Here is a 17470-nt window from a genome sequence, read left to right on the forward strand (position 1 = left end):
GGTATGTCTCCCAAATCAGTGTCCCGCTGTCGGGCGGGGAATCTCCGGGCTTTGGTGAACGCAGCATGCGGAGCCCGGCGGCGCATGATGCGGTTGTTCAGGCCCCTGCCAATGAGGGGTACTGATCGAGAATGTCCTGATACGGCATGCCCTTGTTACGGGCGTCGAAATCATAGGTGATCGTGGCTCCGAACAGGCCCGGATCGTCCGGGTCCCAGCGGGGTTTGTCGAAGACCAGAACCCGGTCGCCCAGCTTGAACCCTTCTTGCAGGTCATGCGTGACCATGAAAACGGTCATGTTGGTTTCGTCCCGCAATTCCATCAGGAAATCATGCATTTGCAGGCGGGTGCCCGGATCAAGCGCACCGAAGGGTTCATCCAGCAGCAGGATGCGCGGCCGCGCCGTCATGGCCTGACCGATGGCCAACCTCTGCTGCATCCCGCCCGACAGCGCCGCCGGGAATTGATCGGCCACATGGTTCAGGCCGATCCGTTCCAGCATCGCGTCTGCACGCGCTGCGGCCTCGGTGCGTGCAGTCCCGCGCAAACGACCAAAAGGCTGTTCAAAGCTTTCGCCCGCGATCAGGTTGTCGCGCACGGTCATATGCGGAAAGACCGAGTATTTCTGAAACACCACGCCGCGTTCGCGGTTCGGCTCGACTGCCGTGTCGCCACCATCAATACTGATCTCGCCCTTATAAGGTCGCTCTTCAGCCAGCAGTATACGCAGGAAGGTGGACTTACCGCAGCCTGACGCGCCGACGATCGAGATGAACTCGCCTTCATCGACCGAGACACTGACCCGCTCCAGAATGGATCGGTCGCCGTAGCGTTGCCAGACATTGCGGACGGATACAAAACTCATAGTCCGGCCTCCATCCACGGGAATGCACGGCGCGAGGTGGTTTTCAGCGCCCAGTCGATCACGAAGGCCAGCAGGGTGATCCAGATGACGTAGGTCAGGATCACATCCATCGCCAGATAGCGGCGCACCAGAAAGATGCGATAGCCAAGGCCAGCGTTCGAGGCCACCGCCTCGGCCGCGATCAGGAACAGCCAGGCCGAACCTAAGGACAGACGCATATTCGAAATCAAGCGCGGCAGAATCTGCGGCAGCGCTACACGCAGAGCAATCACCGAGGTCGAGGCCCCAAGCGTTTGCGCCTTGACGATCTGTTCCTTTGGGATCTCCATCACGCGCTGCGCCAGATCGCGAGTCATAAAGGGGGTGATGCCGATGACGATCAGAACAACCTTGGACAGCTCGCCCAGCCCGAACACGATGAACAGGATCGGCAACAGGGCCAGCGGCGGCACCATCGAAATCACCGCAACAAAGCTGGACAGCAGCGACCGCGCATAGGGCAGCAAACCGATGGCCAGCCCAAATACCAAAGACAGCGCCGCCGAAATCCCGACCCCGCCCAGCAAACGCGCCAGACTGGCGAACGTGTCATTCCACAGCAGGATCTCTTTTGACCGGCGGTCAGGTTCCGTGAACAGCCGGTGCGCCGTGTCCAGAATGGTTGAGGGCGCGGGCAGCAGCTTGTCCTGCGGGTTCGCTGTCAGCCGGATATCCGAGGCAACCGCATAGGCCACAAACAGCACCACGAAGGGCAGCGCGGCCAGCAGCAACGCTCCGGGGCGTCCGGGTTTGTGATTGATCAGGCGCATGAGTGGGCGATCCTTGGCACGTCGGGGGATCGGGGCAGCCGCGCGGGCCGCCCCGAAGCTTGCTTACAGGTCGCCGTCAGCGGCCATCTGCATGTAGGTCGTGTCAAAGCGGAACTTGACGTTACCCGCGTCGCCCGTGGTCGTGCCATCGGGATAAGCGATGCCCACGAAATCAGCGCTGGGAGCGCCTTCGCCCAGAATGCCTTTGTCGAACAGGAATTCGGCGACATTGGTCATGGTCTCCGGCAGATCCCCGGCGCTAGCCTGTGCGACGGCGGCGGCCGGGTCAAAGAACATCTCAGTCGCGGCAAGCTGCGCCTTGTAGCCTTCCAGATCGGTGCCCGAGGCTTCGGCCATGGCGGTCAGAACCTCTTCGTCGCCCGCAGCCATCAGCGCCATGACCTCATACCAGGCGCCTGCCACGGCTTTGCCGAATGATGGGTTGGCTTCAAGCGTTTCAGTGTTGACCACCATCAGGTCCAGAATCTCACCGGGGATTTTCGAGCTGTCGAACAGGTTCACTGCATCAGGGTTGCTGCCCATGATTTCGGACACAAGCGGATTCCATGTCACCACTGCCTCGACATCAGGCGTGGCGAAGGCAGCGATCATGTCAGCGTCCGACGTGTTGATGACTGAGGCCAGATCAGATTCCTCAAGCCCCACGGAATCCAACCCCCGCGCCAGCAAGTAATGCGACACCGAAAGTTCCACCAGATTGACCGGCTTGCCTTTGAGGTCTTCCAGGCTGCCTGCGCCCTTCATGATCACCGCATCATTGCCGTTGGAATAGTCACCCACGATCAGCGCGGTCGTATCAACCCCGCCCCCTGAGGGGATCGACAGTGTGTCCATATTGGTGGCCGAGACACCGTCAAAGGCACCGGCGGTGTATTGGTTGATCGACTCGACATAATCGTTGAACTGCACGATCTCGACATCGATGCCGTATTTTTCGGCCCATTTGTCCATGATCCCGCTGTCTTCCAGATACCCCCAGGGCATCCAGCCTACATAGATTGACCATGCCAGCTTGAACTCGGTCTTTTCCTGTGCGGCCAGCGGCGCGGCCATAACACCCAAGGCAAGGGCGGTCGCGGACATCAGCTTAGTCATTTTCATGTCATTCCCCGTTGTCACGTCCCGCCAAAATCGTGGAGGGTTTCCGGACCGCTGGCGGAACAATGAGATCGGGCGCGGACGAAACCAGCGCAGTAACCTCCCGGGATTTTGGCCCGCCGTGTGCCTTGTCGGAGTTTGCCGACAAGGTGATGCTTCTTGGACCTGACCTGACGATGCCAGCGGAACCCTAAGCACCCTGCTCGTTCAAAATGCTCAGAGGTTTTGATCCTGACAACAAAGGTGCCATCGGTTTCTCGGATGCTGATCTGGTTGCTTAAAAATTAAACTAAATCCTGAACGCTTGCTGCATTGCAGGGCTCAACTGTACTTTGAGTTGGCGCGAGCCGAAGCATTACAGTTGCAAACTTAGACTACCCAGCAGCAAAATCATCGCGCACATCGGCGAGGCTGATTCTCAGCAAATTTGTTCTGAGCCTAGGCTGGATTCACAGCACAGAGTCCACAATACTCAAGTTGGATTATGCCGACGATGGTGAGTTGTGTCTGATTTGAGAAAATATGGTTTCAGCTGGATGGCTGCTCTGCTCATGATGACCTTCATGGCTGACGCAATGCCTGACGAAACGCTGGATTGGGCCGAGATGCCGGACCCAGCCGCGCAAGTCTTTGAAGACCCGTTTCGGATACTCGGCACTGAAGAATTTGACGATCTGGTTTTTGCAGTACGATTGCGCGGTAGACTGCAGCAAGAAATCGGCACCCCGGACGAGAGATTGAAGTGGCAGGAGCTTCTGGCAGAAACCGAAAACGCCTTGGCGGCGAAAGGCGTGGACATTGATTGGCTTCTGGATCAGCGTGAGGCTGTGACCGCACGGCGCGAGCGTGCTGCCACGGCTGGAAACCCCAAACTGGATGGTCGGTCCTTCACTGTATCAGGGTATGCTATCCCCGCTCCGCCTGACACTGATGGTCAGCCCGTGGCTTATCTTGTGCCCCAACTGGGGATGTGCAGTCATTTTCCTCCGCCACCACCAAATCAGATGATCCGTCTGCAATTGGATTCAGACTGGGTGCCGCGTTATATGCACCAGCCCATCCGGGTGACCGGAACTTTGGCCATCGCTCCATCAGATCAAATGGTAATGGTCGTCGATGGATTTGTGCCCATGCGCGCAACATTTCAGATGACTGCCGAAAAGGTCGAGGTTTTGGAAGACGCACAGGACGCTCAAAGCCGGATCGAAACCCTTGCTGATCGCATGCGGGCGGCCCGCCACCGTAAATCCGGCGGTGCCGACCAGCTGGATTGACGGTGCAAGCCGAGGGGGGTTACCGCGCTCGTTTTATTGACAGCGCGTTAGAACCTCTTGCAGAGTTGCAAACATGGGAATCGTGGTAGTTTCAGACATACCTACTATGGCCAAGGGCTCACAGCTGGGGCGCCGCGCGACTGGCTGTGACTTGGTCGTGTGACCGTCACTAGGTGAAACGTCGTTGGGTCCGCTGTCAGCGCGACACAGGCTCAAAATCCCTTAACTCAATCCTTATGGCTTTGAATGAAACCTGAAAACGGCCTGCGTGTTGCAGTCGATATTGGTGGTACATTTACCGACACGGTCCTGGTCAACGCACATGACCAGATTTTGGCAACGACCAAAACGACCACGACACCCAGCAACCCCACTTTGGGCGCGCTGCAAGGTGTCCGGCGTGTTATGTCAGATGCCAACGCAAATTGGCGCGACATCACCGGATTTATTCACGGCACAACCCTTGCCACAAATGCGTTGATCGAACGGCGCGGTGCTCGGGTCGCGACCGTGACAACAGAAGGGTTTCGGGATATTCTGGAAATCGCCTATGAGCGCCGTTACAGCCAGTATGATATCAACCTGGTCAAGCCAGACCTGATCGTGCCGCGCACGCGCGCCTTTACAATCCGAGGGCGGATGGATGCGCGTGGCCGCGAACTGTCCGGGCTTGCAGAGGAGGATGTCACACGGCTTGTTCGCGACTTGTCCGACTGTGGCGCCGAGGCTCTCGCGATTTGCCTTTTGCATGCCTACGCCAACCCGGCGCATGAGATCAGGTTGCGGCAGCTTTTGTCCAAGGCTTTGCCAGAGGTGGCGATTTCCTTGTCGCATGAGGTCAGCCCCGAGGCGCGAGAATTCGATCGACTGTCGACAACCATTGCCAACGCGTATGTCCAGCCGCAGATGGCAGACTATTTGTCAGACTTTCAAACACGGTTTAACGCCGAAGGCTTAGATTGCCCTATTCTAATGATGACCGCAGGCGGAGGTATGACGACGCTCGAAACAGCGGCGCGCCTGCCTATCCGTTTGGTCGAGTCCGGCCCGGCCGGAGGCGCAATACTTGCGGCGCGGGTTGCCGCCGAGACGGACGAGCGGGAAGTTCTGAGCTTTGATATGGGCGGTACGACGGCCAAACTCTGCCTGATCGACGCCTTTCGCCCACAGACCGCGCGTAAATTCGAGATCGCCCGCGCGGCGCGTTTTATCAAGGGATCGGGTATGCCCGTTCGTATTCCGGTTATCGAAATGATCGAGATCGGCGCGGGCGGCGGTTCGATTGCCCATGTAGATCGTTTGGGGCGCCTGCATGTCGGCCCGCAAAGCGCTGGTTCTGAACCAGGCCCAGCGGCGTTTTCCAATGGCGGCACGCAGCCTACGGTCACTGATGCGGATGTGGCGCAAGGGTATATAGATCCGGACCGGTTTGCCGAAGGGCGTCTAAAAATAGACACGCACGCTGCGCACTGCGCTTTGGACCAGAGCATTGGAAAATCGTTGGGATTGGCGGCAGATCAGGCGGCGCTCGGTATTAGCGAAATCGTTGACGAAAACATGGCCAGCGCAGGCAGAATGCACGCTGTGGAGTCCGGCAAGGATTTAACTGCGCGCGTTATGATCGCCTTTGGCGGCAACGGGCCGTTACATGCCACCCGAGTAGCTCGGCGCGCGCAGGTCGACCGGATCGTTATTCCACACGACCCGGGCGTGGGCTCAGCGGTCGGGTTTCTGTTCGCACCGGTGTCATTCGAGATCATTCGCTCGCGTTACACAACACTCGATAAACTCGATTTGCAGGATCTCAACGCGTTTTTTGACCTGATGTTGCAAGAGGCCCGGTCTGTTGTTCGCAGCGGCGCCCCAACTGGCGCGCTAGTGCAACGAAGGCGGGCCTACATGCGGTATCACGGACAAGGTCACGAGATAGAAATTCAGCTGCCCAATAGGTCACTGCAAGAAGAAGACATTCCAGAACTGCACCATAGTTTCGAGAATGAATACATCAGACAGTTTAGCCGCGCAGTTCCGGGCATGCGCATCGAAATCATGAATTGGGGGCTTGAAGTCTCATCGCTTCCTCCCGCTTTAACACCCGCTGCGGCTTCGGCAAAAAAACGTCAAGCCAAGCCTCACGGCTTTCGGTCAATCCTGTGCGACGTCACTGGTGATTGGCGAAAGGCAGGTCTCTATGACCGCGCCACTCTGAAACCGGGTGATCATCTTGCAGGACCGGCTTTGATTATGGAACCGCAAACAACAACCTTGGTCAGCGCTGATTTCTCGGCGCGGTTGGACGAGGCCGGGAACATCTGGCTGGCCCGTAACGCTGGAGGATCATGATGAATCTGTCAGAAACAAGGTTGCAGGTCATGTGGAACCGCCTGTTGGCGGTTGTAGAAGAACAAGGACAAGCGCTGATCCGCGCCGCGTTTTCTCCGATCGTGCGAGAGTGTGGCGACATTTCGGCCGGGATATTCGATGTGCAGGGGCGGATGCTAGCGCAGGCCGTTACAGGAACCCCGGGGCATATCAACACGATGGCCGAAGCGGTGAAAACCCTGCGTGGCCGCTTTGCCGTGCAAGATATGCAGCCCGGCGACATCTACGTGACCAATGATCCCTGGATCGCATCTGGGCACCTGAACGATTTCCTGCTGATGATGCCTGTATTTCTGGATGATACGGTGATTGGTTTTACGGCCTGCACGTCTCACCTGGTCGATTTGGGCGGTCTGGGTATGGGGCCGGAAGGATCGGATGTTTACGACGAGGGGTTGCTTATTCCACCCTGCAAACTGGTAGAGGCCGGCACTGTCAACGCTCTGCTGATCGAGATCGTGAAGGCAAACTCACGTGAACCTGTTGCAAATGAAGGTGACATTTACGCCTTGATTGCATGCTGCGAGGCCGGAGCGGTTAGATTGTCTGGCATGATGCAAGAGTTCGGCATCAATCGGCTGGATGAATTGGCAAACTATATTATCGAAACATCGTATCGCGGCACGCTTGACGTCATCGCTGGATTGCCGAAAGGCACATGGCATAACGTACTGAAAGTAGACGGGTACGAGCGCGAGATTGAACTGCGCGCCGCCCTGACGATTGAGGCGGATAAGATCGTTCTGGATTTCAAGGGTACTTCGGGACTGTCCAGCAAGGGTATCAATGTACCCCTGAATTACGCGACCGCCTATTCGGTCTTTGCCCTGCGGTGCTTAATAGGCCCAGATATTCCCAACAATGCAGGATCATTGGCGGCTTTCCTCGTGTCGGGGCCGAAAGACTGCATTCTGAATGCGCAGCCGGGTGCGCCTGTTGCAATGCGCCACACGCTGGGCCAGATGACGCCGGATCTGGTGTATGGGTGCCTCGCGCAGGCCCTACCCGATCGCGTACCTGCCGAAGGCGCGTCGTGCATGTACGACCTGCCTTTGCGACATGCGCCCGAAGCGCCGCAGACCGGAGGCGAACAGTTCGCGCTTGAGTTGGTGTTCAGTGGTGGTACTGGCGCGAGACCCGGCTTGGATGGCCTCTCGGCAACTGCGTTCCCATCTGGGGTTTGGGGATCGCAGGTCGAAACGACCGAAGCGGTCGCACCAGTATTGATAACCCGACGAGAATTAAAACCAGATTCCGGCGGGGCGGGTCAAAGGCGGGGCGGTCTAGGGCAGCATATCGAGCTTCGATCCGCTTGTGACGCAGACCTGTTGCTGTTCCTTTCAGTGGAACGGGTTAAAAACCCAGCACGTGGGCGATCAGGTGGATTAGCAGGTGCCAATGGGCGCATTCGGATGGGCCACAATAGTTCTGACTTGCCAGGAAAAGGTCAGGTCCGAATACAGGCGGGTCAGACTCTTGTATTCGAAACACCGGGCGGCGGAGGTTTTGGATTACCCCAGGACCGTAGCCGAACCGAGGTTCTGCGTGACTTAGAGGCGGGTCTGATCACGGAGCAGTTCGCGCGTGACGTCTATGGGGTGGAAACATGATCCAACCAGTGTCGCATGTTTCAAGACTGTCGCCTTACGCGCTTGCTGAATTGAGCGATCTTGAAGGTAGGCGCTTAATATCCCTGGCGCAAAATGAAAGTCTGACACCGCCCAGTCCGCTGGCAGTTTCTGCCGCTGCTGGCGCTATGGAAGCAGGTCATCTTTATCCTGATCCCGATTGGCGTGATCTCCGCTCGGCACTGGCCGCGCTGCACGATCTGCCAGCCGCGTGGATATTATGTGGCAACGGGTCTATGGAGTTGATCTCATGTCTGGCCCAAGCCTACGCAGACGAAAACTGTTCGGTACTTGCACCGGCACATGCATATCCGTTTTTCAAAACCGCCGCACAAGTCGCGCGTGCACGTTTTGACACTGCCCCAGAAAAGTCGCGCGGAGTATGCGTTGATGCGCTGATCGACCATGTTCAACCCGACACACGTATCGTTTTTGTTGCCAATCCGGGAAATCCGACTGGTACCGTTATCCCGAAAGCAGATCTTGTGCGTTTGCGTGAGGCTCTTCCAGATCAGGTGTTACTGGTTGTTGACGAGGCTTACGGCGAATATGCGGACCATCTTAACGAGCCTATCTTTGATCTGGTCGAACGCGGTGACACGGTTGTTTTGCGGACGTTTTCCAAGGCCTACGGATTAGCGGGTATGCGGATCGGTTGGGGCGTGTTCCCTTTGGATATCGCGACACAGACCCGTAAGATTATGAATCCAAACAACATATCAGTGGCGGCTCAGGCTGCGGCGATAGGCGCGTTGAATGATCAGGACTATATGAAGGCCACTCGGTCAGCAACGATCCAACTGCGCGACGATTTCGCGACAAGACTACGCCGTGCGGGTTTCGAGGTTCCAGAAAGCTTCACCAATTTCGTGTTGATCCGCTTTGCAAACCCCCAAGATGCACGATCGGCCAATGATGCGCTTCGGGCCTACAGCATCATAGCACGTGGTCAGGCCGGGGCCGGCTTACCCGAATGCCTGCGGATCACTGTCGGCCAATCCGCCGAAATGGACCGCACGGCCCAACTGTTGGAAGCATGGATCGAAGGGGACACACCATGAAGCATTCCCGAGGGCTGGCTCGTTTCGGCATTCTTGTGCCCTTCACGAACACCAACCTTGAACCTGATATGTATTTGTTGCGCCCCGACGGAGTGTCGCTGCATTTCGCGAGAATGGGCGGTTATGATCAGGATAAGATTCCTGATGCCGAACAGATGCACGGCCTTGGAGCCGCAAATCTTGAAGAGCCGCTTCGTTTGCTCCAAGGGGTCCGGCCCGAGGTCATACTTTATGGATGCACATCTGCAACCCTGACCCATGGGTTCGCCTTTGACCGCACACTTGCGGCCCGGATTAAAGCCGAATGCGGAGCCGAGACTGTAACCGCTGCCGGAGCAATCGTGTTTGCACTGCGATCACTGGGCGCGAAAAATATCGGGTTTGCTTCGCCGTATGTCCCCGCAATCAACGACCTTGCCGTCAGTTTTTTGACCGAGGCCGGAATCCACACGGTCAACCGCTCGGAAGTCGCAAGTACGTTGGACAATTATGGACAGGGCACGATAGGCCCCCAAGCCGTGTTCGAACTTGGACGAGCTGCAGACCACCCGAAGGCTGATGCGATTGTTCTTTCCTGTACCGATATGCGCAGTGTCGAAGTTATCGACCAATTAGAACAGGCATTGGGCAAACCAATTGTCACGTCAAACCAAGCAATGATGTATCAGGCTCGGCACATCATGGGTCTTGCCAATTCTGTGCATGGGTATGGAAGGTTGCTGCAAACGACGGCGTCCGATCGCCCAGACACTAGTCACGAAATGCCTTCGCAAAATAGTCTGCCATAGGTTTGACCAAATACCCCAAAGGGCTGCGATCCGCGGTTCGGATGAAAGCTTCAACAGGCATGCCAGGTACAAGAATCGATCCTTCTGGCAGCCTTCGCGTTTCGCCTTCGTTCAATGTGATCTCGGCCCGGTAATATCGCAACTGACTGGTGTTATCCTCGAAAGCGTCTGCCGAAATTGTCACAACGCGACCGCTAAGTTCAGGTGTTTTGCGCTGATCCAGCGCTGGAAAACGCAGGGTGACCAGTTGGCCGATACTCAGCTTGTCAATATGAATAGCCTCAACTTGTGTGTTGATCACCAATGGTCGGTCCTGCGGCACAATGAACAGAACCGGATCCGCCTGTTGGACAACGGATTGCAGTGCAAAGACCTGCAGACTATACACTACGCCTGCGACCGGAGCCTTGATGTTAAGGCGAGCCAGACGATCCAAAAGAGCCCGGCGTTCTTCCCGCAAACCCAACTCACGAACCGTCAGGTCGCGCAACTGGGATATAGCATCTTCGCGCTGAGCAGTGGCGAGCTTGAGGATTTCGATTCCAATCTCGGTGATCCGCACCTCGGCTTCTGCCTTACGCGCCTTGAAGTCACCCATCTGGCCCGACAGGTTGGCATCTTCTCTTTGCAAGGCCAAAACACGAGACGCCTGCGCCAGGCCGCGATCCAGCAGCTCTTGCTGCCCGGCCAACTCTTGTGTGATTAATTCAAGCTGCCGGGACAGCGCCGCCTCCTGTGCCGCCAGACCATCTATCTGGTTCTTTATCTGATTGGCGCGCTTCTCAAGTTGGGCGATCTCGTTGCGCGTCGATGCCGCGCGCGCGGAAAACAGCCGCTTTTGACCCGCAATCAGATCCGCAGCATCTGAGTCTTTGGCCGCAGCTTCCGACAGAATAACGTCAAACCGGATGGATTCGCGCCCATCCCTTTCAGCTTCTAGCCGTCCGCGGCGGGCCATCAACTCATAGAGCTGGTTTTCAGCGATGGCCAACTCGGACTCCAAAGCGCTTGGATCCAGACGAATTAGGGTCTCACCTGCCCTGACCACGTCTCCTTCATCCACCAGAATTTCTGCCACCACGCCACCATCGGGGTGCTGAACCACCTGACGGTTCTGATCGACCTCAATCTGTCCGCTAGCGATGATCGCGCCCGAGATACGGGCAAGTACCGCCCAGGCGCCAAAACCTCCAAGTAACAGAAACAGTGTCAAAACGCCCAGAATTAAGGGCCCCTTCGCGGACCATTGCCCGTTGTTTTGCTGAACCGGTCGGGTCACTGGACACCTCCCTGCGCATCTTTTCGGGCGACATCACTGCTGTTCCTGACCACTTTTCGCAAAACCTCGTCTCGGGGTCCAAAGGCCCGTACAGTTCCGCCATCCAACATCAACAACAGATCGCATTCTGCCAGAACCGCGGGCCGATGCGCGATAATCAACAGGGACTTGCCATCAGCCTTGAGCCCCCGGATCGCCTTGTTCACTGCATCGCTTCCCTCATTGTCCAAGTTCGAGTTCGGCTCATCCAGAACAAGAATGACAGGATCGCTATACATCGCTCGGGCCAGACCAATGCGTTGAATCTGACCACCAGACAGACGATTGGCCGTGGCCCTGACAGGCGTGTCATAACCCCTTGGCAACTTAATGATCATTTCATGCGCATCCGCCTTACGCGCAGCTGATACCACCTTTTCAGCTTCGGGGTCCGGGGCCAGTTTAGCTATGTTCTCGGCGATTGTTCCGTCAAACAAGGTCACCTCCTGCGGAAGATACCCGATATGCGACCCCAGAACATCTGGCGTATACTGATCAAGACTGGCCCCATCCAACCGGATGTACCCCCCTGCAGAAGGCCATACGCCGGTTAACGCCCTTGCGAGGCTTGATTTACCAGCACCTGACGGACCGATCACCCCCACGGCTTGCCCTGGTGAAACAGCGAAGTTGACAGCTTTTAGGACGGCTTGCGTTTCACCGGGTGGAACAATGGTGAGGTTACGTATTTCAAGTCGAGCTTTCGGCGTTGGCAGCGGTGTTCGCTTTGTTTCGATTGGAACCGTTCCCAAAAGCTCGGCCAGTTGTCCCCAGCCTCGCATAGCAGCCTGAACCATTGGCCATTGACCGACGATCTGTTCGATAGGTGCAAGGGCACGGCCCATCAGGATCGAACCTGCAATCATTGCCCCTGGCGTCATCTGACCCCGTAGCACAAGCAGTGCGCCAAGCCCCAGCATTGCAGATTGTAAGAACAGTCGGAATGTCTTTGTCGTGGTGGTGAACGTCCCTCCAAGATCGGCCGAGCGCATATGTTCGGACAATGCGTTGTCACGTGCTTTGCTCCACCTTGTAAAGGCTGCGCCACGCATTCCCAGCGCCTGCACCATTTCGGCCTCATTTTGCATTTGGTCCGAGATGACTTGCGCCTCGACCGAAGCCCGGTTGGCCGCTTGACTAGGTGCGCGCGTGGTGACCTGGTTGATGACGGTTACTGCAATAAGAATGACCCCACCGACGAGGGCCAGTATGCCCAGCCAAGGGTGGAAAACCCAAATTCCAAGGAAAAATACCGGGGTCCAGGGCAGATCAAAAACCGCTCCGAAAACTGGTGACGAGAACAACCGCGAAATGGCAACCAGATCAGCTGGACCGGCAGTGTTATCTGATTTCCCCGGACCTGACGCCCTACGCAGCGCCGCATCAAAAACACGAGGATCAAGGTCGGATTGGAACCGCGCGCCTATTCGGCCCAAAAGTCGACCTCGCGCGTAGTCCAGTAATCCCATCATACCGTAGAGAAAGACCACCAGCACAGAGAGGGCGACCAGTGTCTCGACCGAGCGGCTACCCAAGACGCGATCATATACCTGGAGCATGTATAGCGGGCCAGTGAGCATCAACAGGTTCGCAAAAAAGCTGAAAATGGCGACACACCAAAACAGGCTGCGGCTTTGACGCCGTGCACAGCGCAATTCGACGCGCCCCGCCTGAATCTGCCTGGCCTCTGAAGGTGCCATTTTTTGCCTCGTCTTTTCAGCGCCTTAAGCCAGAAGTATCTTCCTGGTTTTGCCAGAGCCCGTTGCCTGAAAGCCTATGAGAATCCAACTCAGCCTAGGCATCGGTTTCGGACGTTTTTTCCACGTGTTTGTAGATTTCTTTCTCTTCAAGCACCTTGATCATGGTTGAAATCTGCGCATGGCATTGCAGAAGCGCATGAAGCGACATGTTGATCATCAGGGTGTTTTCGCTTGCCGGAGCTTCCCCCTCGGTCGCGGATTTTTTCAGACACCCACAAGTGACACGTACCACTCCGTTGATCGTCGAGATATCCGTGATGCCATCAATATAAACGTGTTGCATTTAACGCTCCTTACGCAGAGGGATGTTAGTGGCCCGGCGCAGGACAACGCGCCGAGCCGGGGGGATCAGACAAAGACCAGATTGTCGCTACTGAGGATCGACAGATCGTCGTATATTGACGAAACTTCCTGGAAAGCACCGTTTTCGATACTGCGTGTTGCGGAAGTGTTACTGGCTGCAAGATCGGCCACGCCTTCACTGAGATACGCGATCGTTGCATCAACTCCGGACTGGATTGCGGCAACAACATCAAACTCGGTGAAAGGGTCTTGCGCATCAGTCGAGTTTGAAATGAGCTGCCCGAACGTGATCTCTGAGGTGCTGTCATGATCCACGACGCGGATTATGTCGTCACTGCCGAACTGGTTGATCTGCACCTGACCCAGCGAGGCCCCGTCAACCACAACGTCAATCGTGTCATCCGCATCCGAGAAGACAAGGTTGTCGGTAGCGATATCGGTGGTATCCCCGTTGGCAGTACGGAAGATCAGCACATCGACAAAAGCATCGTTGCTGAGAACCGATGCGGCGGACCCCGAGGCATCTCCTAGCACCCCGTTTTCGACGTCGTCGAAATAGGTGCCGAATGCTGCGTCATCGCCGTTGGACAATTGCGACAGACCTTCGCCTGTTGTCGCCGTCAGAGCAGATGCGCTGTCCTGCAGGTTGGTCTGAATCTGGTCGCTAACCACAAAGCGCCCGCTGCCCAGCGTATAGATATATTGGTCCGCGCCGCTGCCACCAAAGGCCACCGAGTTCCCAAAGCCCGCCACGAACACATCGCTATCCGCGCCGCCGTTCAGTACCGAGTTTTCGACAAAGCTGAAGACGCCGCCCAACGCGGCTGATCCGCTGACTTCGAAGGATTCCAGCACTGTATCCAGGGCGCCAACCACATTTGCCAGCGCTTCCGACACAACCGAAATCCCCGCGTTGAACAGGAAGTCCAACGTCCCGGTCCCGAAGTTCAGGAAGACGTCCTGATCGTCGCCACCATCCAGATATCCGTTGCCGATACCAAGGAACACATCGTTCCCAGAACCCCCAAGGCTAGCATAGCGCGCGCCGACGTTGATGATGGTGTCATCCCCAAGACCACCGGTTGTCAGGCTGGCCACACCTATGGTGATGCCGATATCATCACCCGACCCCAACGAGGTCAGGTTGCGCGATCCAGTGCTGACCACAAGATCATCGTCTCCGCCGGCCAATACTGTGTTATAGAGACCGGCAACAAAGATGCTGTCATTGCCTCCGTTGCCTTCGATCTTGTTGCGGCCACCCAAGTCAAAGATGATGTCATCGCCATTTAAGTCAGTCTGTTTGTCACCGTTGATTTCGGTTTTGACCCCCAACACAAGGGCAACGTCGCTGCCGCGCCCCAGATCGACGGTGTTCTCTTTACCAATGCTGACCACGATGTCGTTGCCGCCACCGGTGCCGGTGTCGTTTTTGACCCCGACGCTAAGAACTGTATCGTCACCGCCGCCGGTGCGGACCTTGTTTTCCGAGCCGATCGCGATGGCAATGTCGACGCCACCATTCAGATCATTGCCATTGTTGGACGAGTCGATGTCGTTCTTCTTGCCGATGGCGATCAGAATGTTGTCGTCGGTCACGCCGGGTTTGGGATCAGTGCCGCCGCGGACGGTGTTGGATTCCCCAATGGCAAAGACAATATCGTTGCCCGCCCCGCCATTCAGGCTGTTGGTCTTGCCCACGGCTAGCAGGATATCCGCACCAGCGCCTGCGTTGACAAAGTTGCGCTCGGTCCCGAACACGGCGGCGGCGTCATTGCCCGCGCCCAGATAGACACTGTTGGCTTTGCCAAGAACCAACGCCGCGTCGTCGCCTCCGCCGGTGTAGACACGGTTTTCGCGTCCACCGACCACTGCAATGTCACCTTCGCCGCCATCCGCATCGGTTTGCAGGAAGTTGTACGTTTGGTTAAAGCTGCCAAACCGTTGTGCCCAGTTGACGCCAGCAACCGTGGGCAAGGCCAGTTCCGGGATCGTGAAGGTCTGTGCGCCCAGCGTCACCGCATCACGGCTGGCGAAGTCGTCCAGATCAAAATCGGAAATCTCCAGATACTCGGCCGGAATGTCGAATTCGGGGATCGACAGACCAAAGAACTCGCGTCCTCCCAAAATGGTGTCGATATCCGACAGGCCCGACAGATCTGCTCCGCCGATGGCAAAAGAGGGCACCGAGATTTCAGGCAGCGTAAAGGTTGGCAGACTGATTGTCGTGGGTTGAGCGGTTTCCGGCGCGGCTTCGGCAGGATTGACCTGAACGTCAAACTCATCCCCGGTCTGCAGTGCCTGATACCCACCATTGGCACTGCCCGTGAACGAAGGCGAATTGGTCAGATCGGTGCCGGTAAAGAAGGTGTTGTTGCCCCCGCTTGCAGGCCCGACATCGCCGCGCTGTTCGGTGTAGGCTTGGAATTCCGCATTGCCGCTGTTGGGGCTGAGGCGAATTCCGTTGGACGAGTTGAAGATGCCCGCCTTCCCGTCCGCGCTTTCGACGCCAACAAGGTCTTTGTAGACATTGCTGATTTCGGCGTAAGCGCTGGGGTTAAAGTCGATATCCAACGTGAAGTCGAAATCCAACCCGTCATCGCGGAACCCGAAATCTGACACATCGGGCAGCGACAAGCTGGGCAGAGCCTGCCCGGCGACCGTCAGGTCGGGGATCGTCAGGTCCGGCAGGCTGATTTCTGGCAGACCATAGGCGCCCAACTCACCATATTGGTAATCAGGCCGACTGCGCAGTTCCGGAATATCGGGAATATCCAGATTGATCTGCGGCGTGCTGAACCCCGGGATGTAGACATCCGGCACCCCTTCTGTCGAGAATTCGAGATCGGGAAACAGCACCGAAGCCGACCCCGATACCGCGATACCGGCTGTAAAGCTGGCTCCGATATCCTTGTCTTCGTATTTGGTGCTGACACCCGTGGCATTGGTCGTGTTGGTGGTAGAGCTGGTTGGTGTTTCCTGCGCAGTTTTTTCCGGCAGGCCCTTGGCTTTTCGATCAGCCGCATCCGCTGCGGCCTTGTCGGCCTCTTTCTTGTCTTTGACGCGCTTTTGGTAATCGGCGATCTCTTGCGGGTCGATCGTGATTTCGTTGTCGGTCACAACAAAGTTGGTCTGACCAAAGGCAATCACAACGTCCGAGCCGCTGCCTGAAGCCACAAGGTTGAACTTGCCAAAGGCCGCAACAGTATCGTCACCGCTGGCTGTCAGCACGAAATTGTCCTTGCCCGCAGTCAGAACGGTATCGTCCCCGGCTTCGGTCAAAAGGATATTGTATTGGCCGACCGAGACGACAACGTCATCGCCAGTGCCTGAAAGGGCAAAGTTGCGCTGGCCTGCGATGGTGACAAAATCGTCATCGGCACCGGACAGAACCACGTTGGCCTGACCCGCGGCAATGATCGTGTCTTCGCCTGCCGCAGTCGAGATCGCGTTGTACCGGCCACCTGCATAAACCGTGTCGCTGTGCGATCCGGTGAAGACCACGTTGCTGTAGCCCAGCGTGATCACATCGTTGTTGCCATTGCCCAGCAACGAGACGTTGTTGCCACCCAGGATCAGCGCCTGATCGTTGTCGTCGCCACCCAGCACATAGTTGGTGACACCGGCCACTGCGATGCTGTTTGTGCCGCTGGCTGCGTTGACAAAGTTGAAGTTGCCAAGTGCAAAGATCGTGTCCTCGCCGTCGCCGCCCAGAACGATATTGCTCTGGCCAATGGTCAGCACGTTATTGGTGCCGCTGCCCAGGAACAGGAAGTTCGAGCTGCCGGTGATCACGATGTCATCGGTATCCCCTGCATTGCCGCCGCCCACGATCAGGTTTTGCCCCAGCGCCAGACCAGTCACGGTATTGTCGCCGGTGCCCAGCAGCAGGATGTTGTTTCCGCCGATCAGGTCGATCTCATCATCGCCGCTGCCGCCCCAATACGCGTTGAGCGAGCCGACAAGCTGCGCATCGTTGTTGCCATTACCGGCCACCACAAGGTTGGCATTGCCGATCGCGGTGATGTCGTCATCGCCTTCTCCGGCCTGCACAAGGTTGTGGCCGCCATAAGCCTTGATCTGGTTGTTGCCATTGCCCGCGATGACCACGTTGGCCAGGTTGGTCACGCTGGCCAGCGCGTTGATCAGAATGGACCCGGCCT

12 protein-coding genes and 1 riboswitch are annotated in these 17470 nt (G+C 56.9%); of the genes, 5 read left to right on the forward strand and 7 right to left on the reverse strand.

Features of this window, described 5'->3' with window-relative positions; genetic code table 11:
• Positions 1-97: 97 nt before the first annotated feature.
• The 3 genes from AC2TAD_RS19280 to AC2TAD_RS19290 all read right to left on the reverse strand — a co-directional run bounded on the left by AC2TAD_RS19280 (position 98) and on the right by AC2TAD_RS19290 (position 2796).
• Complete coding sequence (locus AC2TAD_RS19280) at positions 98-865, reverse strand: ATP-binding cassette domain-containing protein (RefSeq protein WP_480869703.1); 768 nt, start codon at positions 863-865, stop codon at positions 98-100.
• Positions 862-1674, reverse strand: coding sequence for an ABC transporter permease (locus tag AC2TAD_RS19285; protein WP_480869705.1), 813 nt, complete (start codon positions 1672-1674; stop codon positions 862-864). The genes AC2TAD_RS19280 and AC2TAD_RS19285 overlap by 4 nt, the downstream gene beginning before the upstream one ends.
• Before the next feature lie 63 nt (positions 1675-1737).
• Positions 1738-2796 (reverse strand): putative urea ABC transporter substrate-binding protein, encoded by a 1059-nt coding sequence (locus AC2TAD_RS19290; RefSeq protein WP_480869707.1) that lies wholly within the window; start codon positions 2794-2796, stop codon positions 1738-1740.
• A 95-nt stretch (positions 2797-2891) separates the two neighbouring features.
• A riboswitch (guanidine-I (ykkC/yxkD leader) is annotated at positions 2892-2998 on the reverse strand.
• 331 nt (positions 2999-3329) lie between these two features.
• Here AC2TAD_RS19290 and AC2TAD_RS19295 point away from each other — a divergent pair.
• The 5 genes from AC2TAD_RS19295 (at position 3330) to AC2TAD_RS19315 (ending at position 9926) form a co-directional block, all read left to right on the forward strand.
• The gene (locus AC2TAD_RS19295) at positions 3330-4067 is read left to right on the forward strand and encodes a DUF3299 domain-containing protein (protein WP_480869709.1); all 738 of its coding nucleotides are present in this window, start codon (positions 3330-3332) and stop codon (positions 4065-4067) included.
• A 246-nt stretch (positions 4068-4313) separates the two neighbouring features.
• Positions 4314-6410: a hydantoinase/oxoprolinase family protein gene (locus AC2TAD_RS19300; RefSeq protein ID WP_480869711.1), complete on the forward strand. Its 2097-nt coding sequence runs from the start codon at positions 4314-4316 to the stop codon at positions 6408-6410.
• Positions 6410-8059, forward strand: coding sequence for a hydantoinase B/oxoprolinase family protein (locus AC2TAD_RS19305; RefSeq protein ID WP_480869713.1), 1650 nt, complete (start codon positions 6410-6412; stop codon positions 8057-8059). The genes AC2TAD_RS19300 and AC2TAD_RS19305 overlap by 1 nt, the downstream gene beginning before the upstream one ends.
• Positions 8056-9138 carry a pyridoxal phosphate-dependent aminotransferase gene (locus AC2TAD_RS19310; protein ID WP_480869715.1) on the forward strand — a complete coding sequence of 361 codons (1083 nt, stop codon included), beginning with the start codon at positions 8056-8058 and terminating at the stop codon, positions 9136-9138. The genes AC2TAD_RS19305 and AC2TAD_RS19310 overlap by 4 nt, the downstream gene beginning before the upstream one ends.
• On the forward strand, positions 9135-9926 hold the full coding sequence (locus AC2TAD_RS19315; protein WP_480869717.1) for a maleate cis-trans isomerase family protein: 792 nt from the start codon (positions 9135-9137) through the stop codon (positions 9924-9926). The genes AC2TAD_RS19310 and AC2TAD_RS19315 overlap by 4 nt, the downstream gene beginning before the upstream one ends.
• Here the strand turns inward: AC2TAD_RS19315 and AC2TAD_RS19320 are convergent.
• The 4 genes from AC2TAD_RS19320 to AC2TAD_RS19335 form a co-directional block, all read right to left on the reverse strand.
• A complete protein-coding gene (locus AC2TAD_RS19320) occupies positions 9889-11205 on the reverse strand; it encodes an HlyD family type I secretion periplasmic adaptor subunit (protein ID WP_480869719.1) in 1317 nt (438 codons plus the stop codon). The two genes, AC2TAD_RS19315 and AC2TAD_RS19320, sit on opposite strands and share 38 nt — an antisense overlap.
• On the reverse strand, positions 11202-12944 hold the full coding sequence (locus tag AC2TAD_RS19325; protein ID WP_480869721.1) for a type I secretion system permease/ATPase: 1743 nt from the start codon (positions 12942-12944) through the stop codon (positions 11202-11204). Before AC2TAD_RS19325 ends, AC2TAD_RS19320 begins: the two co-directional genes overlap by 4 nt.
• A 94-nt stretch (positions 12945-13038) precedes the next feature.
• Positions 13039-13287, reverse strand: coding sequence for a hypothetical protein (locus tag AC2TAD_RS19330; RefSeq protein WP_170356233.1), 249 nt, complete (start codon positions 13285-13287; stop codon positions 13039-13041).
• 65 nt (positions 13288-13352) lie between these two features.
• A complete protein-coding gene (locus AC2TAD_RS19335; protein WP_480869723.1) occupies positions 13353-17435 on the reverse strand; it encodes a beta strand repeat-containing protein in 4083 nt (1360 codons plus the stop codon).
• Positions 17436-17470: the final 35 nt, after the last annotated feature.

It is taken from the genome of Ruegeria sp. HKCCD7628 (genome assembly GCF_057221005.1).